The following is a 22,499-nucleotide window of genomic DNA, read 5'->3' on the forward strand; positions in this document are numbered from 1 at the left end:
TAAACTACCCCTATCCTATTGGAGATCAATACTCACGCTAAATTGCACCAACAACCCTTCATCATCTTTAGAAATTTTTAAGGGCAATTGGCTTTGAGCGCTCGGTAAATACTTGTTAAGCAAGGTGAAAAAAAGATAGGTTTTTTCCAATTCGCTCGCTCTGGCCATGATAAAAAATTGGGTTTTTTGAAGAGGGTTTTGAGAGAGCAAGGGTTTGATTTTATAGGCATCAAAACATTTTTTTAAAATCTTTTCTAAAATCCGCTTGGACTCTTCATCATTAAAAATCTTTAACAAAGATTCGCTGGTTTCTTTTTGATTGTGATAGTTCGCTAGAGCTGTTTCAAAATGCCTTTGCGCGTATTCTAAAACGCTTTTTTTACGATTTTCTTCTAAAAGGATTTTTTTTAATTCCAGCATGCTAGGCCATAGAAAATACTCGGTATTGAGCCAACCCAATAAGGAAAAAACCCCTAAAAAAATGAGGTTTTTAATGATAAACCCTACATCGCCTGATTGTTCTCTGTCTAAGTGTGAAAAATGCAATGGCTTCATTTAATAGACTCCGGATTTTTTATCAGTAAGGAATTAGAAAAGTTGGTGGAGACAAAATTAAACCACCCATCGCTTAAGGGGAAAAATTCCGCCCTAGAATAATCAAACATGGGGTTTAATTTGTTTTGAAACAAAAAATAAAAAGCTTCTTTAGAAGGGGTTTTACCACTAACCACCACGCTTTGCTGGTCTATTTCAATGCTATTAATAGTGATGGAATCCGGCACAATATTCAAAAGCCCTTGCAAAACATCTCGTATATCATCGTTATAATTCAAACGCTTTTTGGCTTCTTTAATGAGTTTTAAGGTTTCATCAGTCTTAACCTGTAAGCGGCTGATTTCATGGCGGTAGAGCCTTTCTTGGATCGTCAAACTGGACGCGTTGTCTTGAGTGTTTTTAATAGCGTTGTGCATAAACCCCACTAACCCCCCTATTACCACAAAAGATAAAAAAATGTAAAAAACCCAAATTTTAGAAAGCTTGCTGATAAGGTATTTCGCTCTTGGCTCAATGTAACTAAAACGCATGCTTTTCATTCTCCATGCGCGCTAAAATGTTCAAGCGCTCCACTAAAGAAAAATCAAGCCTATCCACTTCTATCATCAAAGTTTCTTGCAAATGCATTAACGCTTTTTGGTGGATTTGACAGCTGTCTAAAACAACCACTTTTTCTACAAAGTCTATATCCCTAGAATGATAGACGCCACGCAAACCCTCTTGCAAGGCGTTTGCAATCAAAGGGATATTCGTCATGCCTTCAATCAAACTATAAGCGTCCTTATTTTTTTCGCTATTATCCTTACTGCTGTCTAGGCCTATCGCTTCTTCAAGGCTGTCAATATCTTCTTGGATTTCACTCAAAAACAAATCCACAGCCTCATTATCCATTCCCATAGAATCCTCTTCCTTGCTCTCTATAAACTCTTCAGGTTGTTCCTCTAAAAACACGGATTTGGCTAAAAAAATCTCTTTTTTATCCGCAATCAAAAAATAAAACCTTGAACGCTCTAAAAGCAGATACAACAACGGCTTGTTTTCTAAATGATCGCGCACAAAATCATAAATAAGGCTAAAAGGCGAAAACAAAAAATCCACATCCTGGATTTTAAAACGCTTGAAATCCTTTAAAAAATCCTTAGATTCCACATAAACGCAATACTTTTGATTGACTTCACAAGCATGATAATCTTGATTTTCTTGTTTGATTTGTTCAAACGCCTGCTTTTCGCATAAAACCTCTTTAGCTTTACTCATCGCGCTGAAATAAGTGTAGGGGTATTTTTGGCTATAACTTCTGGCGATTCTTAAGGCTTGAATAGGGACTTCACCATTTTTAGTCTCCACTTTAGTCTCAAAAGTTTTAAAAAATTTCTCTTTAATGTGATCGTTTTTGATCCTTATGACTTGAGTGGATAAAAGATTGTGATCCACATTAAAAGAGATATACACTTGAGAGCAAAACCTCTCCTTAAACGCTTTTTTTAACCCTTTAAGCACCCAAACCCCTTTGAGGTTCTTCAAACCCAACAGAATCCATGCGCGTTTTTAAATATTCTTTAGCCTTTGAAAGCTCCCATTCTTTAGGGATGATTACCGATTCTAGCATGTAATAATGCACTTCGCTAAAAGGCTTAGGGATTTCAAATTGATCCCAAGTGTTCAACCGCCATGCGTTTTTACAAACCACCCGACAAGCACTAATCCCCACGCCTGATTTTTGAGCTAAAGCGATCACCCCATCCGCTATGCTGTGTCGTGGGCCTTTAGGGCCATCAGGAGTGATAGCGACATCGCAACCTTCTTTCAAACGCTTAAGCCCTTCTATCAAAACCTTAACCCCCCCTTTTTTGCTAGAGCCTCTAATGTTTTTAAAGCCAAAGCTTTCAAACAAACCCGCCGCAATAGATCCGTCAAAATGCTGGCTTGCGATCACATAAACAGAAGGTTTTTCAAGCCTTAAATACGCAAACCCAATCATCCCAAGCTCCCCATGCCAACAGCTTACAATAAAGGGTTTTTCTTTTAAATTTTGAGCTAAAAAATAGCGGTTTTTACAAGTTTTATGCAACAACCAAAGGACTCCAAACGCCAAGCGTGGGACAACCTTTAAAACGATATTTTTCCTGAAAAATTTTAAGCTCAATTCTCGCCTTTAAACCCGCTCTTCATTGGTTATTTTGATTAGTTGCCTTTAATGGCCGCTATCAAGCGCCCTTTAGAATGAGAGATAATCTCCACTTTTACAAGCTCGCCCGGGTTTCTTTTTTCCTTACAAGTTACTTCAATGAATTTCCCCGTATCGCTACGCCCCTCAAAACCCACGATTTGATTATCCATTTCACGCCTATTTTCCACCAACACCACATGCGTTTTACCCACTTCCAACTTGGCTTTTTCTTCTAAAATTTCTTTGTGCCTGTTTTGCAACCTCTCCAACCTTGAAGATGAAACCTCTAACGGCACTCTCTCCTTCCAAGCTCCCGCTTCAGTGAAAGGGCGTGGGGAATAAATGAAACTATAGAGCGTGTCAAAGCGCACTTTTTCTAGCACCTCCATCGTGTCTTCAAAATCCTTATCGCTCTCATTAGGAAAGCCTACGATAATATCCGTGCTAATGCCCACTTCAGGCACTAAAGCCTTTAACCTCTCCACCCGATTTAAAAACCACTCTTTACTATAACCTCTTCGCATCATCTTTAACACCGTGCTAGATCCGCTCTGTAAGGGCATGTGGATACTCTTGCACACTTTAGGGTTTTTGGCAAAGCGTTCTAAAAATGCATCATTCATGTGCAAGGGGTGAGGCGAAGTGAATCGTATCCTTTCAATGCCTGAAATTTCGCTCAATTTATCCAACAAATCGCTAAAACCCACTTTCGCATGCTCGCTACTGAAACGAACGCCGTAATTATTCACATTCTGCCCTAAAAGCATGAGCTCTTTAGTGCCGTTATTCGCTAATTTCTCGGCTTCTTTTAAAATCAAATCCATAGGGATAGAAATTTCTTTCCCCCTAGTGTGCGGGACGATGCAATAAGCGCATTTTTTATCGCAACCTATAGAGATGTTTAATAACGATCGGATTTGAGCCTTTTTTTCAAAAAATTCAAACGCATACGCGCTTTCATCGTAATCAATCGCCACTTCAACCGCTTTTTCTTTATGGATCACTTGAGAGATTTTAGACACATTCCTAGCCCCTAACACAAAGCTCACGCTCGGGGCTTTTTTCAAAATGTCCGCTCCCATGTGGCTTGCGGTGCAACCGCAAACCCCGATTTTGGCGTTGGGTTTTTTGATTTTAGCGAATTGCCCGATTTCTGAAAACAATTTCCTTTCAGGCTTTTCGCGCACGCTACAAGTGTTGATTAAAATCAAATCCGCTGTTTTAGGGTCGCTAGTCTCTTTGTAGTCTAGTTTGGATAGTTCGCTTAGTAAATGCTCGCTATCCCTAGAATTCATGGCACAACCCATGGTTTCAATATAAACTTTCAATACAAGCCTTTAAATAATGTGCAATTCATAAAGAAAATCTTTTTCATCAGTGCTGACCCTCACCTCATCTAAATAAGCCGTATGACCTTTTTCTTTGAAAAAATCCACCGCTTTGAGCATGTCTTTGTGGGCGTTTGTGGGGGCAAAATAGAAAATAGAACGCTTGTCTTCGTTGAATTTTTTATACAAATCCTCCAATTCCACGCTCTTAGCGTCTGATTTTCTTGTATTCTTGGCTAAAACTAATTTCATTGACTCTTTCCTTAATTGATTTAGATTTCTCATTTTAACGCATTCTGTCTTTAAAACAAATTAGATCACCCTTTTCCCCCCTAAAAACAAGCACTCCACTTCTTTAGCATGCAATAAAAATTGCAAAACCGCTTGCTCTTTAGTGAATTTTTCATTAAAACCAAACACGCTCAAATCCGCCCTCTTATTGGCTTCTATCTCGCCATTATTTAAAGCTAAAGCTTTAGCCCCATGCCTAGTCGCTCCTAAAAGGGCTATTTTAGCTAATTCTAATAACGGCATGTTGTGGGTGAGCAAGAACGCCCTTAATTCGTCTAAAAGGCTCAGCGAAATGTTAGAACTCAAGCCATCAGTGGCGACGCTCACGCTCAAACCGGCCTCTTTGGTTCTTTCTAAATCCAACGCTTGCCCGCTCAATAGGCGGTTAGAAAAGGGGCATGTGATTAAAAAAGCGTTTTTGACTTGAGATTTAATCCTTTTTAACGCTTCCAAAGAAGCGAACTGGTTATGCACGAATAGAGTGTGCGTGTCTTTAAACATGTCAATGTAATCGTTCGCGCCCTGATAAAGCGATTTGGAATGAGACTCCTTTAAAAAATGCTGGTAAAAATTTTCAAACCACCCTTTAGAATTTTCTACCCATTCTAATTCTTCAAGCGATTCTAAAAAATGCGTAGAAAGCAGGCTTTGTGAATCTTTGGCCAATTGGATGACGCTCAAAGCCATGTCTTTTTGGACCGAATAAGGGGCATGCACAGCGAGAGCCGCTTTAAGCTTTTTATCTTCCAAATCTTTTAACTCTTTAAATTTGGTCTCAAACGCTTTTAATTTTTCTAAAGAATAGCTACTCCCTAGAAACTCTAAAAACACGACAGCATTCAAGGGGCTTTCTTTTAACAAATTAACTTCTATCAGGTGGTTAGAAATCGCCCCCACGCTCCCCACCCCGCTTTTTAATTGCACGCTGATAGCGTTTTGAATAGCCCCTTGGCAATTTTCTAAAATCGCTCCTCCATTGTTTAACACGCTCCCTAACCAACCAGAAAAACTCCCGTAATCAAAACTCGCCTTGTTGTTGGAAAATTCAAAATGGGTGTGCGCGTTGATAAAAGCGGGCAACAGAACGGAATTTTCAAAAAACTGCGTCTTTAAGTGAGGGTATTTAAGCGTTAAACTTTGATAATCGCCTATTTCAACAATCTTTTCATCAAAGACCACGCCATAATCTTCTAACACTTCGCATTTTTCATTACACAAAAAAACTAAAGACGCTCCTATGATTTGCATGCATTCTCCTTAATAAATGTGGTTTGCCCTTTTAAAATCATTCTTTGAACTTCGCCGTATAATTCTAAACCATAAAAGGGCGAATTTTGATTACTCACTCTTGTTTGAGCGTTTAAATCTACAATCATCAGATTAGCTAATTGGTTTTCTTTAACCTCGCCTGCATTGAGTTTTAAAAACTTCGCTTGATTGATCGCCATGACTTTAATGAGCTGTTGGAGGCTGATAACCTTTTTTTGAACTAAAAAAGTATAAGCCACGCTAAAAGCGTCCTCTATGCTCTCGCACCCAAAAGCGCTTTCTTCAAAAAGCTCTGCGTTAGAAATTTTAGAAGCATGAAGGCTTGTGAGCATGGCGATTTCGTTATTTTTTAGGGCTTCTTTTAGGGCGTTTTGGCTTTCTTTATCCCTTAAAGGAGGGGCGATTTTAAATCGTGGCTCATAATCTTCATACACGCTCTCATCTAAAACTAAATGGCTTAAGGGCGTTTGGGCTTGTAATTTCGCTCCTAAATCGTTAAAGGCTTTGATGAGTTTGAGCGTGGCGGTGCTACTTACTTTATCTAAAAGCATGGGGATTTGTAACGCTCTAGAAACTTCCATGAAACGCACCAAGCGCGTGTTTTCAAACGCATTGTCCACAAAATTTTGCCCCAATTCATAGGCTAATTCCCCACTATTTAGGGTTTCAAAAGAATTTTCTAAAGAGACTAAAAGAGGCAAGTTGTAGGATTTGGCATAGTGGCTGATGAGTTCTAAAAAAGCGTCAGATGGCGCGATTAAAATTTCCCCCCCTTTATTTTTAAGCGTGGCGATGTCGGCTAGTTGGTTGTTTTTGAGTGCCATGATGTTTTTAATACCGCTTTGATCGCAATTAAAAACATTGAGTAACCCTACCCCCCCTTTAAAAGCCTTCTGTTTTAAATTTTCATAACCCTCTAAATCAGTAACGCTCAAATCTATAAAGCTTGGCAGCACGAATAAATTGCCGCACTCAATCACTTCTTCATTATTAATAGGGCTTAAGTTTTCTTTAATCTCTATAATGAAAGAATCTTTTAAGCGAATATCCGCTCTTTTTAAAACTTCATCATCATAAAACGAAGCGTTTTTTAACAGCATCAAACCCTCCTAATTTTGTAAAAAGTTAGTCAAGCTTTCTAAAGAATTTGTCATGATCAATATTCCCATTAAAATAAGCACCAACCCTGAAACAATTTCAATCGCGCGGTTGTATTTCTTTAAGGATTTTAAAAACAAAAGCGCTCTTTCTAGCATTAAAGCCACCAATAAAAAAGGGATCGCCAAGCCCATTACAAACACCACCATAAGCATTAAGCCATAAGCGTCCTTACTTGCGCTCATGATCACTATAGAAGTGAATATCGGCCCGATGCATGGCGTCCAACCTAAAGCGAAACTCATGCCCAAAAGAAAGGGGTAAAAGCGCTGCATGCTATTAGATTTGCTCGCCAAACGAACGCTTTGAGTCTTATACAAAAATGCAAAACGAAACACGCCTAAAAAATGCAAACCAAAAAGGATCACAATCCCCCCAGCGATATAATTCACCCAGGAAAACGAAAAGCTATGGATAAGCTTGGCCATAGACATGCCCACGCCCAAAAACACGAGCGAAAACCCCACCACAAACATCAAGGATTTTAAAAAAACCGAAACCCTTTTAGCCTTACCATCTTTAATATCCTCTAAAGAAATTTGAGAAATATAAGACATATACGCCGGGATCAAAGGCAACACGCAAGGGCTTAAGAAAGTTAAAATCCCAGCTAAAAGCGAAGTTAAAAGAGGCGCTGTGTCAAAGAGATTAACAAGCGTGTTATCAAACATCATCCAATCCTTTTTTAAAAATAACCATTTCTTAATATTTTTTAGGATAACCAAACTTCACTTAATCTTAGGCACAATCTCGTTATTTTCTACCACAAACGCCACGCTGCCATTCTCTTTAATTTTATCCTCTAAAATGAGTTCAGCGAGCTTGTCTTCTACCATTTCATAGAGCGCACGCTTTAAGGGCCTGGCACCATAGAATCTGTCAAATCCCGCTTCGGCGATCAATTCTTTTGCTTTTTCGTCTAGGGTTATATTAATGCCCCTTTCAAGCGCTTTTTTTTGAATGTTTTCAAAGAGTATCCCCACGATATTAATGATAGCATGGCTATCTAGGGCGTTAAAGGAGATGATTTCATCTAAGCGGTTTAAAAATTCCGGCTTGAAAAATTGCCTCAAGCTCTCTTTGATCGCTTTTTGTTTATCGGCTTCACTCAAACTTTCTTCTAAAAGCGCGCCGCTAGCCACATTGCTGGTTAAAATCAAAATCGTGTTTTTGAAATCCACCCTCACGCCCTTACTATCGGTTAAATGCCCCTCATCTAAAACCTGCAACAAAAGGTTAAACACATCCGGATGGGCTTTTTCCACTTCATCTAACAGCACCACGCTATAAGGCTTTCTGCGCACCGCTTCGGTCAATTGCCCGCCTTCTTCATAGCCCACATACCCAGGAGCGGCCCCAATAAGACGGCTGATAGCGTGCTTTTCCAAATATTCGCTCATGTCAATTCGTATAAGATTTTTATCGCTATCAAACAAGAATTGCGCCAAAGCTTTAGCGCTCTCGGTTTTACCCACGCCTGTTGGCCCTAAAAAGAGGAAACTCCCTATGGGCTTGTTGCTATCGCTAAGCCCGGCCTTATTCCTTTTAATCGCTTTAGCGATCGCTTTGATTGCTTTTTCTTGCCCCACCACTCTTTTTTGCAATTCGCTTTCAATGTTTAAAACCCTATTTTTTTCGCTTTGGAGCATTTTTTGGACCGGGATATGCGTCCATTGGCTCACGATCTCAGCGATGTTGTTTTCGGTTAAAGCGTTTTGCAACAACGCCCCGTTTTGTTGCATCGCTTCCCATTTACGCTGCAATTCCTCTTCTTTCTTTTTATTTTCAGGGATTTTAGAGTATTCAATTTCACCCGCTTGCTGGTAATCCCCATTGCGTTTAAACCTCTCAGCCTCTTTTTTCAGGCTTTCCATTTCCATTTTCAAGCGTGAAATTTCTTTGAACACTTCTTTTTCGTTTTCAAATTGGGCTTCTAATTGGATTTTTTCTTCTTTCAAATCGCTCAATTCTTTAAGGATTTCTTGCATGCGTTTGGCATTGCTCTCTTTTTTTTCCATTTCAAGGGCTTGTTTTTCCATTTCTAGTCTTTGGATGGAGCGCTTAACGCTAGAGAGTTTGGCCGGCTCTGATTCCATTTGCATTTTTAATTGAGCCGCCCCCTCATCAATCAAATCAATCGCTTTATCGGGTAAAAACCTATCGGTGATATAACGACTAGAGAGTTTAGCGCTCGCTATGAGCGCGGAGTCATTAATGGTGATATTATGGTGCGTTTCTAAAGTTTCTTTTAACCCCCTTAAGATCTGTAAAGCTTCATTGATGCTAGGCTCATTGAGTAAAATGGGTTGGAAACGCCTTTGTAGCGCCATGTCTTTTTCAAAATACTTGCGGTATTCTTTTAGAGTGGTCGCTCCAATCGTGTGCAATTCCCCCCTAGCGAGCGCGGGTTTTAAAATATTGGCCGCATCCATGCCCCCCTCACTAGCCCCAGCCCCCACGATCGTGTGGATTTCATCAATGAATAAAATCACGTTCGCGCTTTTTTTAACTTCTTCAATCACCTTTTTCAGGCGCTCTTCAAACTCGCCTCTGTATTTCGCCCCAGCCACCAACAAGCTTAAATCTAAAGCGATGACTCGTTTGTTTAAAAGCGTTTTAGGCACTTCCTTATTCACAATGCGTTGGGCTAACCCTTCCACAACAGCCGTTTTCCCCACTCCAGGCTCGCCTAATAAAATAGGGTTATTTTTTGTTTTTCTTATCAAAATTTGCATCATGCGAATGATTTCTTCATCTCTTCCGATCACGGGATCCAGCTTATTGTCTAGGGCTTTTTGCGTCAAATCAATGCCAAATTTTTCTAAACTTTCCAAATTGGAATCGTCATTTTTATCCTGGATAGTCTTGCCTTTTCTCAAAGATTCTAAAGTTTTTTGCAATTCCTTAGTGTCTAAATAAGGTTTTAAAACGCTTTCAAAAAGGCTCATATTCGCCAAAAGATACACATCGGTAGCGATGAAAGAATCGCCCCTTTTAGCCATCAAGCCTTGAGCGTTTTCTAAACTTTGGATTAAAGCTTGGTTTAATTGGATATTTTGCTTGCTGATTTGTGAAACTTTAGCAAATTTATTCAACTCGCTTTGAACGCTAAGTTTTAAAGCTTGAATATCCACAGGCATTTTTTGTAAGGCTTGAATGAGGATGCCTTGGGAATTATTAAGCATCGCAAAAAGCATGTGCAAGGGCGTTACTTCAGCGTTTTTATGGTGTAAAGCTAAAGCGAGCGCGCTGTCTAAAGCCTCATGCAATTGGTCAGTCATTTTTTCAAATAAATTCATTATCAATCCTTTTTGAGTTTTAAAATCTTTACTATTTTACACTATTTTAACCCTCAAAGGTTTTTAAAACGCTCACACCAACGACAAACTCTCTAAAATACGCTTTTTAGACAACTCGCAATATTCTTTTTCAATCTCTAAACCCACGCTAAAACGCCCTAAAGCGTTGGCCTCTAAAATAGTCGTGCCAGAGCCGCTAAAAGGATCAAAAATCGTGTCTTCCAAAAAAGAAAACAATTGGATGCAACGCCTGGGTAATTCCCTTGGGAATGGGGCTGGGTGCTTTAAGCGCTTTTTGGATTCACCGCTAAAATTCCAAAGCCCGTTCGTGTAGAGTAAAAATTCCTCTTTACTGATTGTAGAAGTTTGTTTTTTTCGTTTGTATTCGTTTTTATAAAAAACAACGATCAACTCCACAGGAGCGATCGCATAAGGCGCGCTAGCTTGCAGCCAACTCCCCCAAGCGGTGCGTCTTGAAATATTGCTTTCATTCCAAATAATCGTATTTTGGTATTTCCAACCGCATTCTTTAGCTATTGCAATAATATCAGCCCCCAAACTTTGCTTGCCATGCTTATTCGTATCTAAAGGGACATTCAAGCACAATCTCGCCTGTTCCTTACCCCAAAAATAACAATTTTTAAGCCAATTTTTACACCAATTCAAATAATCATCATAAGCCCTAAAATCATCACTCCCTTGATATTCAATACTCAAATTATAGGGCGGTGAAGTAACGCACAAATCATAAAAACCTTTTTCAAAAGTCTCTAAAACGCTCGCATCGCCATGGTATAAATCCAATTTCTCCAAACTGAAATAAGGTTTCATAAAAGCCTTTTTAAATCTTCTAATAAATTCTCTATGCCCTTGATTTTAGGGCTTTGATCAAAATCGCTTTTGGCTAAATAGAGGCCGTCTAATTCATGCTCCATGACGATCCTAGCTTTTTTAGGCTTGTCTTTAAAACTGATTTCCTCATCGTTATCCGGCGTTATCATGAAAACTTTAATGTGAGAAGTTATAGGCGATTGTAAGAGTTTTAATTTCCAATAAGGCGTTTCTGTGAAACGCTCTCTAAACGAATTTTTTACCGATAAAATCGCTAGGATTTTGATATTATCCTTGTTGGTTTGATAAAGAACAATATCTCCATCAGGCAACACGCTATATTCTCCAAAATGCACCAATAAAGCCCGTTTGACTCTATCCAGCTCACCATTAACGCGCTTAGCCCTTAAGATTTTATCGTTCGTCATTTTGACATTGTTTTTAATACAAAAATCTTTTAATAATAAAAGTTCTATGATTTTTTCTAACGCTCTTCCAACCGCACTGACAAAGCCTTGTCTGGCCAAAATGCTGGCCTCTTCCTTGCTTTTATTTCGCTTGATATAATCGTTCATTTTATGGTTTAAAAAGCGTTCTCTTTCTTGCGCGTAAAAAACCTGCAAAAATTTATAAGGCTCAGGTTGTTCTCTCATAAAATCTTTAAAACGCTCTAAAATCATATCCGCTAAACCCAATCCAAACACCTTAATCCATAGGAATCCATCAAATTATAATACAAAACTTTTTGATAATGGCTGGTGTTTGAAAATCCCTTTGGCTCTATATAAGGGATTAAAGAGAAGAGTTATTTCAAAATACCCTCTATCCTCTTAAGAGTTTTGCCATAGAATAAGTCTAAAACGATAAAACAAAGTTTTAAGAAGCAAATTTTTTAAAAACAAACACCAATATTCACTAACTGCACTAATCGCTTAAAGTCATAAGTCTTGATAGTGATTTTCAAACCCCTACACCCTATCCACGCTCAAAATTTCAGCGCTCGCTCTGGCTTTTTCATTACTCAATTCAATTTTATCGCCCCTTTTTAATGCCTCTAATTCTATCGCTTGATGATTTTTGCTCACCAACGCCCCGAATTGGGGTAATTTTAAATTGGCATGAGCGAGTTTAAGGGTGTTTTCTAGCCTGTTCAATCGCTCTGTTTTAGTTTGTAAAAAAGGGCTTGTCAATGCTTGAATAGAGATTTTTTCTAAAAGCGTTTTTTTAAAGCGTAAAAATTCTAGGGTTTTATTTTCTAGGGCGATTTTTAATTTTTCTAGTTTTAAAGCGTTTAAATGGTGCTTGTTTTCAAAACTCAATCGTTTCAAAGAAGCCGCTAAATGCTCTAAATGCGCCTTTTTTTGATGGAGCAAAGTTTTAAAAGAGCGGTGCAATTTCACATTAAACCCATCAAGTTTTTGCAACCATTCATCGCTATTAGGGAGCAAAATCTCCATCGCGTTTGAAGGCGTAGAAGCCCTTAAATCCGCCACTAAATCGCTCAATAAAAAATCGCTCTCATGCCCAATAGCTGACATGCTGAAAGTTTTAGCGAAATGGAGTGCATCAGCGATTTTTTCATCATTGAAAGAATACAAATCCTCCATGCTCCCCCCACCCCTAGCCACTACAATCGCATCAAAAGCGTTTTTTGTGTCATGAAAACTATCCGCATAAGCGATGCTCTCCACCACGCTTTGAACGCACCCCTCCCCTTGCATTAAAGTATTGATACAGACCAATTCACACATCGGCCATCGTTTGGAAGCGATCTTTTGCATGTCCGCCCAAGCGGCTGAATTTTGAGAAGTGATGACTGCCACTCGTTTAGGAAAATGCGGTTTGGGTAATTTATTTTCTTCATCAAAATAGCCTTTAAGGCGTAATTTTTCTTTCAATTGCTCTAAAGCTAAAGTTAATGAACCTATATCCTTAGGCTCTATTTCAAAGCAATTGATTTGATAATCCCCCCTTGGAACATACACGCTAATGCCCCCAAAAACAACCATTTCCTGCCCTTCTTTTAAAGCGAATTTGAGCCTGTTAGCGTTCCCTTTAAACAGCACGCATTTAATAACCGACTGGCTGTCTTTGAGCGAAAAATACGCATGGCCGCTCACCTTATGGATAGTCAAATTACTCACTTCCCCTTGAACCCTAACTTGCAAAAAAGTCGCTTCTAAAAGGGCTTTGATTTGTGCATTGATTTCGCTCACGCTCAACACATACACCAACTCCCCCTTTTATAGCAAACGAGTGATGTCATTGAAAAGCCCTAAAAACATGACAAAAACCAAAAACCCCACCCCCGCTAGCCACAACGCATTTTGTATGGGTGTTGGCAAAGCGATATGAAAAATATTTTTAAAAACAACCCCTAGCATTTGCGCCCCATCTAAGGCGGGGATGGGTAGTAAGTTTAAAATCCCTAAATTGATGGACAAAAACGCCCCAAACAACAAAAGCATGCTCAAACTATTGGCATGGCTTAACGCTCCCACAATGCCTATTACCCCACTCAATTCCTTAACTGAAGCGCTCCCCATAATCAAACGCTTTAAAGAATCCCCAATCAAAACAACGCCCTCTTCAAACCGACTCAAGGCCTGCTTGAACGCCTGAATTAAGGAATAAGAAACAATGCCTGTTTTTTGCATGTCCGGCTTGATGCCTATCGCTTTATACCGGATCATTTCATTAGGATCATTAGATTCGCTTATTACCGCCACGATTTTGGGGGTCAGCCGTTTTTCTAAAATCTGATGGTTTCGCTCTATTTCTAAAACCAACTCGCCTCTAGCACGTGCCACTATGCCTCTAATCTCTCTAAAACTCGCTATTTTTTGATGGTTGATAGAAAGGATTTTATCCCCCTTTAACAGCCCGGCTTCTAGCGCGTTTTTTTCTAAATCGCCAATGATTGGCAGTAAGACTTTTTCCCCGCTCAATGCCAGAAAAAAATACACTAAAATCGCAAAAAGAAAATTAAAAAACGCCCCCCCAAATAGTATCCATAGCTTTTGAAAAGGGCTTTTTTGCGCGTAGCTATCATTCGCTTGATGAGTTTCATTTTCTTCATTTTCTTCTTTATCCATGCCCTTTAATTTCACATAGCCCCCAAGCGGGATCAAAGACAAAGCGAATTGCGTGCCAAAAAGCTTAAAAAAACAGAGTTTTTTACCAAAACCAATGCTAAACACTTCCACTTTCACCCCACAAATCCTAGCGATAGTGAAATGCCCTAATTCATGGACAAAGATTAAAAACGCCAGCATCAAAACCGCTGCAATGAACATCATACCCCTGCAGGCTCTTTGGTGTTAGGATCTTTTATAGTCGGCTCTTTTAAAGGCGTGGGCGCTATAGGGGGCGTGGGTGGTATGGTTTTTGGGATTTCTTTATTTTCTTTTGGGGGTTTTTGCCACAACTCTGTCAAAGCCGCCGCTTTTTTAGGATCCATTTTGGCTAAAATTTTACCGAGTTCTTGGGGTTTTAGCGCCATTAAAATTTCTAAGGCGTTTTGAGTGGGTAAATTTTCTAAAATCAAGGCGGACTTAGAATCTTTCATTTTAGAATAAGTCTCGCCAATCTTGCTATCTTTAGCCTGCTTGATTCCTCTTAAAATGCCTTCGTTTTCTTCTATCAAATTTTTAAGGCGTTTTTTTTCTTCAGCTTGTAAGGTTTTAAAGGCTTCTTCTTTAGCGGCTAAATTTTTCAGTTTTTCTTCCACTTCTTTTTCTTTTTGGTTCAACAAATCGGTTTTTTCATCTAAAAGGCGGGCGTTTTCGGTTTGCAAGATCCTTAAAGACTGCTCTTTTTCGCTCAATCGGCGCAAATCGTCTTTTAATTCGGCTTTTTTAGATTCAAAAATCGCAGAGCATTGCAACAATTCTTGCGCGGCTTCTTCGCTAAAGAGTGCTTGTAAAATCAAGCCCATTAACAAGATTTTACGCATGCAAGCCCTCTTTTTGCCAGTGTAAAATCATGGCGTTTTCGTCCAAAAAAGCCTGCTCTTTTTTTTCCAAAATTTCCTTTTCTTTTTGCTTTTCCTTTTCTAAAATGATTTTAGCTTTTTCTAATTCCTGGTTAGCCAAAAGATAATCTTTTTCTAAAATTTTTAAATCCTTAGTTAAATTCTCGCCCTCTTGTTGGTAATATTCTATCTCCATTCTTAGAGCACTTTTTAATTGCTGGGTTTGTAAAAAAAGGCTCATTCCCCCCAATTCAGGGTTTTTAAACGCACTTAGTTGGGCTTGTTTGTCCAAAACTTCTCGCTCCTTTTGTTGCAATTCTAAACGCTTGCTTTCAAGCTTTTGCTCTATTTTTTCTAACGCAAGGGTTTTTAATTGCACCAATACGGAAGCGAATTTTTTCATAGAAAAATCGTGTCTTCTCTTTCAGGGCTTGTAGAAATAAGGCCAATTTTTACCCCCACTTCTTTTTCAATAAAACGGATATACTCTCTGGCGTTTGGCTCTAAATCGTCTAATTTTCTCACGCCCACGCTTTTTTCCCAGCCTTTAAAAGTTTGATAAATCGGCATGCAATCTTTCAAATCGCTAGGGAAAGCCTCTAATCTTTCGCCCTTTCTTTCATAAGCCACGCACACCTTAATCGCATCAATCCCGTCTAAAACATCTAATTTCATTAAAGCTAATTGCGTGCAACCATTCAAAGCGCAAGCGTATTTTAAAGCCACCAAATCCAACCACCCGCAACGCCTTGGGCGCTTGGTTGTCGTGCCAAACTCCGCGCCCTTAGTCCTTAAATGATCGCCCATGGGTGTAGTGTCTTCGCTAGGGAAAGGCCCATTCCCCACACGAGTGGAGTAGGCTTTTGTGATTCCTATGACTTCATTGATCGCTTTAGGGTTTAAGCCGGTGCTAACGCATGCACTAGCGCTCGTGGTGTTAGAGCTTGTTACAAAAGGGTAAGTCCCTAAATCAATGTCTAAAAGCGTGCCTTGCGCCCCTTCTAATAGGATTTTTTCACCCTTTTGGTTCGCTTCTATCAGCATGCTTGTGGTGTCTTTGATAAAGGGGCGGATTTTTTTAGCATAAGTTTTAAAATACTCCCTCAAATCTTTTTCGTAATCCTCGCCCAAATCATACGCTTCTTTAAAAGGCTCAATGGCTTTGAAATGCGCTTTTAGTTTCTCTTCTAATATGGTATCGTCTAATAAATCCCCCATTCTTATCCCGCTCCTCGCCATTTTATCCTCATAGCAAGGGCCTATGCCTTTTTTAGTCGTGCCGATGTTTTGAGATTTTTCTTTAAAAGCATCTTTTTTGGCATGATAAGGCAAGATCACATGGGCTCTGTCGCTGATAAACAAACGATTTTCTAAATCCTCAAACGCGCTGATTTCTTCGCACAAATCCTTAATACTCACGACCACCGCGCTAGAAATGATGTTCTTGCATTTGGGGTATAAAACCCCTGAGGGCATTAAATGCAAAGAATGCTTAACCCCCTTATGCACAATGGTATGCCCGGCATTATGCCCGCCTTGATAGCGCACCACAAAGTCATAATCTTTAGCGATCCTATCAACAATTTTTCCCTTTCCCTCATCTCCCCACTGGATCCCCACAACGACATCTGCCATAAAATATTATCCTTAAAACAAAGTAGATTGGATTGTTTAAAAGCTTGTTAGAATACCAAAAAAAAAGTAAAGAGCCTCTTTATAAGCCCTAAAAAGAGCTTAAAAACCTATCGTGTAATTGATATAGAACGCATACAAACGCCTGTAATCCACATCAGCCCCATTGGCCCTCAAATACCTTTGATTGATAGCCGGGATTTTCACGCCAAATTCCATCCCATGCTGAATGCTTTGGGACGCGCTCAAAAACCGGCGGTGCATGGTGCTGGCAAAATGAGCCCTTAAGCCCAAATTAAACAAAAATTGGAAATTCGTGGGAGTGGGGTATTCTTTAAACGAGTTTTCAATTTGACCTCTTAAAGAGCTATCCCAAGTGTTACCCGCTATTTGAATGCCCCCAAACACCCCCACATTCAAAGATTGATCGCTAAAAACCCTTCTAAAGATATTCCATAAAAAGTCCGTGCCAGCACCATAAGTAAAGATATTCGCCTTAACAGCGCTGCTAAGACTGCCTAATTGCGTAAAGCCGTAATCAAAGAAAGCGTAATATCGTAAGCCTATATTCCGCTTGTTCCCAAAAAATTGCTTATAGCCCATTTGAATACCAAAGCCATTAATAACCCCATGCTGAGAGCTTTTGCCTGGCCCAAATTGGGGCAAGTAAGGCTCATCGTAATTCTTTAGCATTCCTCCTAGCTGTTTTAAATTCTCTTGATAAGTAGCGATTCGATCCGAGATGGTTTTCACATCCTTTTGAAGCATGGCCCCTGCACCACCGCTCTTATTCAAGCTTTCTGCGATCTGGCCTAGCTTTGCTGAAGAAGTGTCATTAAAAAGCTGCATTTGGGCTAATAGCCCTTTTAAAAACACCGAATTACTATCTAAATTCACTCTCGTGAGCGCGTTTAAAAGCGCCACGCTCTCGGTGGCTAAGAGGCTAAATTCGCTTTGAGAGCCATAAAGAACTTTTATAATCCCTACGTATTCAGGAACTACTCCATTATTACTGCCATTATTACTATTATTAACCAAGTTATACAACACATTACTCAAATACACTTGCAAGGCTTGAACGCTATAAGCGTTTTTATTCGTTTCAAAGCGTTGCTCAATTTGGGGGAGTATTTTTTTAAACTGGGTTAATTCTGCGTTATTGTTGCCAACAGTTGTATTAGTATTGACAATTTGATTGCCTATCCCTAGAAGAGCGTCCATGGTCGTGTTTGTCGCTAAGGCTAAAAGCCCATTACCCCCTGCCATACCCACGCCCACTTGGCGGAAATCATCAATGACATTATTCCTTAGGGTGCTGCCTTTGTTATTGATGTTTTGTTGCACACCGCCGATTTGATAGCCCACTCCCATATAAAAGCCATCGTCTTCAGCTAACGCCACGCTTAAGGGAAGGCTAAAAAGCAGAGCGGTTTTTAAAAGCCCTTTTTTGAGCGCGTGGTATTGACCTTTTTTCATTCTTGTATTCTTTATCTCTTTTGTATTGGTGTTTTTCATCAAGAGCCTTCCTTAAAAACCGACTGAATAGCCCACATAGAAGCTAAAATTCCTCATATAGCTCGCACTTGAGCCTTGGGTTGCAAAATATTTATGAGCGATAACAGGGATTTTCACCCCAAATTCTATCCCTTGGTCTAGCCTGTGCTTATTGAAATTGGTTTTTGCAAAGTTGGTACGCACGCCCAAATCAAACAAGAACTGGAACGAACTAGACTTGACATCAGGCCTTTGCCCGCTCAATAAGTTCGTTACATTAGTGCTCCAAGTTTGCCCTGCAATTTGAGCACCAAAGAAAAGACCGATTGTAGTCCTTTCCCTCCTTCTAGAGCGTTCATACACGTTGTATAAAAAATCCGTTCCTACCCCATAAGTAACAAGATTCGCCCCCACTTTTAAATTCGTATCGCCAAAGTTCGCATAGCCATAATCCAAAAACCCGTAATACCTTAAGCCAACATTTTTCTTATGGGTGAAAAATTGTTTATAGCCCATCTTAGCCCCAAAGCCGTTCATGCTCGCTGACTGATAATCTTTGAGCGAAAAGAGATTAGGGATATAAGAAATCTTATAAAGAGAACTAGCCGAAGATTCAAACTGACCTAATACCGCATTAATGATGTTTATGGTTCTATCTAGCCCTTTCTTGTAGATGAGCTGGCTCCCAGTAAAACAAGATGATGCATTGCTGCAGATATTTGTCTCAATGAATTTCCCTAGCCCCAAAGTCTCACGATCCAAAGAAATCCCGCTCTTAATCAAAGCGTTGAGCTCGCTAACCGTAGAATTAGCCCCTATCAAGCCCGTTTGCGAAGAAAAATTCTGCATGCCCGTGGCAATATCGCCCACGCTCACGCCGTTATACGATCCATTAGTCCCGCCCGCGCCTAAAAGCATGACTTTCATGATGTTTTGGTATAGCTGCTCGTTATGGTTTTGTTGGACTTTAGTCAAATCCACCTGCCCTAAAGCTAAAACGATGTTTTGAGCCACTAAGAGCATGCTATCCGTGATACCGATTTGTTCTTTCCCCACATCCACCACCAAAGGCTTAATGACACCTTCTGAAGCGTATTGTTGGGATAGATCTAATAGTTTTCCTAAAATCCCTAGAGATTCTTCTAAATTGACTAAAGCTTGGTTTGGTTGTGCTTGGTTTGGTTGTGCTTGGTTTGGTTGCCCGTTTGGTTGCGATGGTTGCGCATTGTTTTTCACGCTTTCACTCAAAAGAATTTTTGTTTTATTCCCTAAAATATCCAAGTAGTAGGATAAAGGAATGGCAGAAGTTTGCAACCTCACAGCCCCATCTCTAATCAATTGCTTTAATTCTTGCGCTTGGGTAAAGCCTGGATTTTTCAATTCCTGTCTGGCCAAACTCGTTTGATAATCAATGACAAAAAACGCCCCATCTTCTTCAGCCCTGCACAAAGACATGCTCGCTAGTAAGGAAAGAGCGATCGTTTTTTTAAAGGAGTGGTTTTTCAAAAATATCCTTTTTGCTTTGATAAGTGATTTTACTTAATCCATAAAAGAAACTCTCTAATTTTAAGATAATCATTCTTAATTTGCTATTAAGTGTTTCAAAAAAGCATCAAATTGACATCTTTTAAGCAAAATGTTATAATGCTCGCTTAATTTTATTTGGGGTGTTAGCTCAGTTGGGAGAGCGCAACGCTGGCAGCGTTGAGGTCAGGGGTTCGAACCCCCTACACTCCACCATTATTTATTACGCTTATCCTCTTTCTTTAATTGATCAAACCTGTTTTCTTGCTAGTATTACCCATAATTAATTATAATCTTAGGAATTGTTTTTCATCAAGGGAGTTTGAGCGTGAGCAGTTTGTTTAAAATGCGCATTCTGAGTTTTAAAAAGAATAAGCGGGCGGTGTTTTCACTCTATCTTTTTATCGCTTTATTAGCGCTTTCTCTTTTAGCCCCCTTGTGGGTCAATGATCGCCCTTTATTCATCTATAAAGACAATAAAGCGTATTTCCCCATGTTTAAAAACTATGCGGAAGTGGAGTTTGGAGGCGATTTTTTCACCCCTACGGACTATAACGATCCTTATGTGCAAAACACGCTTTTAAAAGACGCTTTCATCATCCATGCGCTCATCCCTTATAGCTACGATACGATCATTATGGATTTAGACTCGCCTGCCCCTAACCCTCCAAGCTTCAAACACCTTTTAGGCACAGACGATCAAGCCAGAGACGTGTTAGCCAGACTGGTTTATGGCTATCGGGTTTCGTTAGTGTTTGGGATTTTACTCACTCTTTTTAGCGTTCTTATTGGCGTGAGTTTGGGAGCGTTTCAGGGGTATTATGGAGGGCTAGTGGATTTAGTGGGGCAAAGGTTGAGCGAGATTTGGAGCGCGATCCCCATGCTTTTTTTACTCATTGTGATTTCTAGCACGTTCAATTCTAATTTCTGGATCATCTTGTTTTTAGTCTTGCTCTTTAGCTGGATGGGGCTTTCTCAAGTCGTGCGCACGGAGTTTTTAAAAGCAAGGAATATGGACTACACCAAAGCCGCTAGAGCGCTTGGGGTGAATGATTTAAAAATCATTTTCTACCATGTTTTACCCAACGCTTTAGTAGCGACGATCACTTATGTGCCGTTTTTAATGGCGGCCAGTATTTCTACTTTAGTGTCTTTGGATTTTTTGGGTTTTGGCATGCCTATAGGGAGCGCGAGTTTGGGCGAATTGGTCAATCAAGGGAAAGATAATCTCACCACGCCCCATTTAGCGATCGTTGCGTTTGTAGCCATTAGCTTGTTGCTTTCTGTTTTAGTGTTCATTGGCGAAGGGGTGCGCGATGCTTTCAACGCTAACATGCTCAAATAAGGGGGTTACATGCTAGAAATCAAAAACTTGAACTGCGTTTTAAACGCGCATTTTTCGCTCCAAAACATCAATATTTCGTTAAATCCTAGCGAAAGGGTGGCGATCGTGGGCGAAAGCGGGAGCGGGAAAAGCTCTATCGCTAATCTCATCATGCGATTAAACCCTAGATTCAAGCCCCATAATGGCGAAATTCTGTTTGAAACAACCAACCTTTTAAAAGAAAGCGAAGAATTTATGCAGCATTTAAGGGGTAATGCGATCGCTTACATCGCTCAAGACCCCCTATCCAGCCTAAACCCCTTGCATAAAATCGGCAAACAAATGAGTGAAGCCTATTTTTTACACCATAAAAACGCTTCTCAAACGCTCCTTAAAGAAAAAGTTTTAAACGCCATGAAACAAGTCCAATTAGATGAAAAGTTTTTGGATCGTTACCCTTATGAGTTGAGCGGAGGGCAACGCCAAAGGGTGTGTATCGCTATGGGCATTATTAATGCGCCCAAACTGCTCATTTGCGATGAGCCTACCACCGCATTAGATGCGCAAATCCAAAACCAGATTTTAGACTTGCTCAAGCAATTGAGCGTGGAAAAAAACATCGCCCTTTTATTCATTAGCCATGATTTGAAAGCGGTCAAACGCTTGGCTGATAGGGTTTATGTGCTAAAAAAAGGCGAGATCGTAGAAACCAATTTGACTAAAGAGCTTTTTAATGACCCCAAGCACGAATATTCAAAACTCTTGATTCAAGCTTCAAACTTGCCCGCTAAAAATTTAAAAGCGCTAGATGAAACGCTTTTAGAGGTAAAAGATTTTAGCGTTTATTACTTGCAAAAACGCTTTTTTAGGCCTTCTTTAAAAAAACCCCTTATCGCATCAGTGAATTTTTCCCTCAAAGCCAAAGAAAACATCGGCATCATTGGCGAAAGCGGGAGCGGGAAAAGCTCTCTAGCGTTAGGGCTTTTAAAACTCGCTTTAAGCAGCGGGGAAGAAAAGATTTTAGGCCAAAGCGTGGGGCTTTTAAATTCTAAGGCGTTCAAACCCTACCGCAAGATCTTGCAAATGGTGTTTCAAGACCCTTACGCTTCATTAAACCCTCGCTTAAGCATTCAAAGCATTTTAATAGAAGCTTTGCGCTTTGCTTACCCTAAAGCTTCCAAAGAAGAATGGCATCATTTAGCTGAACTTTGTTTAGAAGAAGTGTGTTTAAACCCTGAATTGCTTAACTTTTACGCTTATGAGCTCAGTGGAGGGGAACGCCAAAGAGTAGCGATCGCTAGGGCAATCGCTTTAAAACCTAGAATCATTCTCTTAGATGAGCCAACCTCTGCTTTAGACAAAAGCATTCAAAAAAGCGTGTTGGAATTATTGTTGGATTTACAAGAAAAGCAGGATTTGAGCTATTTGTTTATCAGCCATGATTTAGACGTGATCAAAGCGTTTTGCGATAAGGTGTTAGTGATAAGTGAGGGGAAAGTCGTAGAAATAGGCACTATTGAAGAGGTGTTTGACAACCCCAAACACGCTTATACGAAGCGTTTGTTAGAATCCAGGCTTTAAAGCTTTATTTTAAAATTTATGCCTTTAAGCGTTTTTAATCGCTTCTTAATGAATGTTATCTTGGGTGTTA

21 protein-coding genes and 1 tRNA gene are annotated in these 22,499 nt (G+C 39.8%); 3 read left to right on the forward strand and 19 right to left on the reverse strand.

The features are described 5' to 3' along the window. Window positions 1-15: 15 nt before the first annotated feature. The 19 genes from IC572_RS00885 to hopF form a co-directional block, all read right to left on the reverse strand. On the reverse strand, window positions 16-555 hold the full coding sequence (locus tag IC572_RS00885) for a hypothetical protein (RefSeq protein WP_187854747.1): 540 nt from the start codon (window positions 553-555) through the stop codon (window positions 16-18). Beyond that, window positions 552-1,085, reverse strand: coding sequence for a hypothetical protein (locus IC572_RS00890; RefSeq protein WP_011549963.1), 534 nt, complete (start codon window positions 1,083-1,085; stop codon window positions 552-554). Before IC572_RS00890 ends, IC572_RS00885 begins: the two co-directional genes overlap by 4 nt. After that, a complete protein-coding gene (locus tag IC572_RS00895) occupies window positions 1,075-2,055 on the reverse strand; it encodes a hypothetical protein (RefSeq protein ID WP_187854748.1) in 981 nt (326 codons plus the stop codon). Before IC572_RS00895 ends, IC572_RS00890 begins: the two co-directional genes overlap by 11 nt. Further along, window positions 2,048-2,701, reverse strand: a complete 654-nt coding sequence (locus IC572_RS00900) for a lysophospholipid acyltransferase family protein (RefSeq protein WP_042636512.1) — start codon at window positions 2,699-2,701, stop codon at window positions 2,048-2,050. Before IC572_RS00900 ends, IC572_RS00895 begins: the two co-directional genes overlap by 8 nt. 38 nt (window positions 2,702-2,739) lie before the next feature. After that, window positions 2,740-4,053, reverse strand: coding sequence for a tRNA (N6-isopentenyl adenosine(37)-C2)-methylthiotransferase MiaB (gene miaB, locus IC572_RS00905; RefSeq protein ID WP_187854749.1), 1,314 nt, complete (start codon window positions 4,051-4,053; stop codon window positions 2,740-2,742). 9 nt (window positions 4,054-4,062) lie between these two features. Then, complete coding sequence (locus tag IC572_RS00910; RefSeq protein WP_000780053.1) at window positions 4,063-4,305, reverse strand: nuclease; 243 nt, start codon at window positions 4,303-4,305, stop codon at window positions 4,063-4,065. A gap of 60 nt (window positions 4,306-4,365) precedes the next feature. Next, a complete protein-coding gene (gene mqnF / locus IC572_RS00915; RefSeq protein ID WP_187854750.1) occupies window positions 4,366-5,592 on the reverse strand; it encodes an aminofutalosine deaminase family hydrolase in 1,227 nt (408 codons plus the stop codon). Next, complete coding sequence (locus IC572_RS00920) at window positions 5,580-6,713, reverse strand: amidohydrolase family protein (RefSeq protein WP_187854751.1); 1,134 nt, start codon at window positions 6,711-6,713, stop codon at window positions 5,580-5,582. The genes mqnF and IC572_RS00920 overlap by 13 nt, the downstream gene beginning before the upstream one ends. A gap of 9 nt (window positions 6,714-6,722) precedes the next feature. Then, entirely contained in the window at window positions 6,723-7,442 is a 720-nt protein-coding gene (locus IC572_RS00925) for a cytochrome c biogenesis protein CcdA (protein WP_162983152.1), read from the reverse strand. Window positions 7,443-7,499: 57 nt separating this feature from the next. After that, complete coding sequence (locus IC572_RS00930) at window positions 7,500-10,070, reverse strand: ATP-dependent Clp protease ATP-binding subunit (RefSeq protein ID WP_187854752.1); 2,571 nt, start codon at window positions 10,068-10,070, stop codon at window positions 7,500-7,502. Between the two features lie 72 nt (window positions 10,071-10,142). Beyond that, window positions 10,143-10,901 (reverse strand): DNA-methyltransferase, encoded by a 759-nt coding sequence (locus tag IC572_RS00935; protein WP_050842174.1) that lies wholly within the window; start codon window positions 10,899-10,901, stop codon window positions 10,143-10,145. Beyond that, window positions 10,898-11,596 carry a BsaWI family type II restriction enzyme gene (locus IC572_RS00940; RefSeq protein WP_187854753.1) on the reverse strand — a complete coding sequence of 233 codons (699 nt, stop codon included), beginning with the start codon at window positions 11,594-11,596 and terminating at the stop codon, window positions 10,898-10,900. The genes IC572_RS00935 and IC572_RS00940 overlap by 4 nt, the downstream gene beginning before the upstream one ends. 273 nt (window positions 11,597-11,869) lie before the next feature. Beyond that, window positions 11,870-13,132 carry an exodeoxyribonuclease VII large subunit gene (gene xseA / locus IC572_RS00945; protein ID WP_187854754.1) on the reverse strand — a complete coding sequence of 421 codons (1,263 nt, stop codon included), beginning with the start codon at window positions 13,130-13,132 and terminating at the stop codon, window positions 11,870-11,872. A 12-nt stretch (window positions 13,133-13,144) separates the two neighbouring features. Further along, window positions 13,145-14,200: an RIP metalloprotease RseP gene (gene rseP, locus IC572_RS00950; protein WP_187854755.1), complete on the reverse strand. Its 1,056-nt coding sequence runs from the start codon at window positions 14,198-14,200 to the stop codon at window positions 13,145-13,147. Continuing rightward, window positions 14,197-14,856, reverse strand: a complete 660-nt coding sequence (locus IC572_RS00955) for a MotE family protein (RefSeq protein WP_187854756.1) — start codon at window positions 14,854-14,856, stop codon at window positions 14,197-14,199. The genes rseP and IC572_RS00955 overlap by 4 nt, the downstream gene beginning before the upstream one ends. Next, complete coding sequence (locus IC572_RS00960; RefSeq protein WP_187854757.1) at window positions 14,849-15,277, reverse strand: flagellar FliJ family protein; 429 nt, start codon at window positions 15,275-15,277, stop codon at window positions 14,849-14,851. Before IC572_RS00960 ends, IC572_RS00955 begins: the two co-directional genes overlap by 8 nt. Then, window positions 15,274-16,509: an adenylosuccinate synthase gene (gene purA, locus IC572_RS00965; protein ID WP_187854758.1), complete on the reverse strand. Its 1,236-nt coding sequence runs from the start codon at window positions 16,507-16,509 to the stop codon at window positions 15,274-15,276. Before purA ends, IC572_RS00960 begins: the two co-directional genes overlap by 4 nt. Before the next feature lie 99 nt (window positions 16,510-16,608). Further along, the gene (gene hopG, locus IC572_RS00970; RefSeq protein ID WP_187854759.1) at window positions 16,609-18,021 is read right to left on the reverse strand and encodes a Hop family outer membrane protein HopG; all 1,413 of its coding nucleotides are present in this window, start codon (window positions 18,019-18,021) and stop codon (window positions 16,609-16,611) included. Window positions 18,022-18,033: 12 nt separating this feature from the next. Beyond that, a complete protein-coding gene (gene hopF, locus IC572_RS00975) occupies window positions 18,034-19,506 on the reverse strand; it encodes a Hop family outer membrane protein HopF (protein WP_187854760.1) in 1,473 nt (490 codons plus the stop codon). A 158-nt stretch (window positions 19,507-19,664) separates the two neighbouring features. Between hopF and IC572_RS00980 the strand changes: the two genes are divergently transcribed. The 3 genes from IC572_RS00980 to IC572_RS00990 all read left to right on the forward strand — a co-directional run bounded on the left by IC572_RS00980 (window position 19,665) and on the right by IC572_RS00990 (window position 22,429). Then, window positions 19,665-19,740 (forward strand) — tRNA-Ala (locus IC572_RS00980). A gap of 106 nt (window positions 19,741-19,846) precedes the next feature. Continuing rightward, window positions 19,847-20,869: an ABC transporter permease gene (locus IC572_RS00985; RefSeq protein ID WP_187854761.1), complete on the forward strand. Its 1,023-nt coding sequence runs from the start codon at window positions 19,847-19,849 to the stop codon at window positions 20,867-20,869. Window positions 20,870-20,878: 9 nt separating this feature from the next. Further along, window positions 20,879-22,429 carry a dipeptide ABC transporter ATP-binding protein gene (locus IC572_RS00990; RefSeq protein WP_187854762.1) on the forward strand — a complete coding sequence of 517 codons (1,551 nt, stop codon included), beginning with the start codon at window positions 20,879-20,881 and terminating at the stop codon, window positions 22,427-22,429. Window positions 22,430-22,499: the final 70 nt, after the last annotated feature.

The sequence above is a fragment of the Helicobacter pylori genome (assembly GCF_014496485.1).
Taxonomy (GTDB): domain Bacteria; phylum Campylobacterota; class Campylobacteria; order Campylobacterales; family Helicobacteraceae; genus Helicobacter; species Helicobacter pylori_DD.

Coding starts and splice junctions, on each gene's coding strand:
- IC572_RS00990 (WP_187854762.1), top strand. CDS start 20,879: ATGCTAGAAATCAAAAACTTGAACTGCGTTTTAAACGCGCATTTTTCG.
- rseP (WP_187854755.1), bottom strand. CDS start 14,200: ATGATGTTCATTGCAGCGGTTTTGATGCTGGCGTTTTTAATCTTTGTC.
- IC572_RS00960 (WP_187854757.1), bottom strand. CDS start 15,277: ATGAAAAAATTCGCTTCCGTATTGGTGCAATTAAAAACCCTTGCGTTA.
- IC572_RS00910 (WP_000780053.1), bottom strand. CDS start 4,305: ATGAAATTAGTTTTAGCCAAGAATACAAGAAAATCAGACGCTAAGAGC.
- IC572_RS00920 (WP_187854751.1), bottom strand. CDS start 6,713: ATGCTGTTAAAAAACGCTTCGTTTTATGATGATGAAGTTTTAAAAAGA.
- IC572_RS00955 (WP_187854756.1), bottom strand. CDS start 14,856: ATGCGTAAAATCTTGTTAATGGGCTTGATTTTACAAGCACTCTTTAGC.
- IC572_RS00930 (WP_187854752.1), bottom strand. CDS start 10,070: ATGAATTTATTTGAAAAAATGACTGACCAATTGCATGAGGCTTTAGAC.
- hopG (WP_187854759.1), bottom strand. CDS start 18,021: ATGAAAAACACCAATACAAAAGAGATAAAGAATACAAGAATGAAAAAA.
- mqnF (WP_187854750.1), bottom strand. CDS start 5,592: ATGCAAATCATAGGAGCGTCTTTAGTTTTTTTGTGTAATGAAAAATGC.
- IC572_RS00885 (WP_187854747.1), bottom strand. CDS start 555: ATGAAGCCATTGCATTTTTCACACTTAGACAGAGAACAATCAGGCGAT.
- IC572_RS00925 (WP_162983152.1), bottom strand. CDS start 7,442: ATGTTTGATAACACGCTTGTTAATCTCTTTGACACAGCGCCTCTTTTA.
- IC572_RS00935 (WP_050842174.1), bottom strand. CDS start 10,901: ATGAAACCTTATTTCAGTTTGGAGAAATTGGATTTATACCATGGCGAT.
- purA (WP_187854758.1), bottom strand. CDS start 16,509: ATGGCAGATGTCGTTGTGGGGATCCAGTGGGGAGATGAGGGAAAGGGA.
- IC572_RS00890 (WP_011549963.1), bottom strand. CDS start 1,085: ATGCGTTTTAGTTACATTGAGCCAAGAGCGAAATACCTTATCAGCAAG.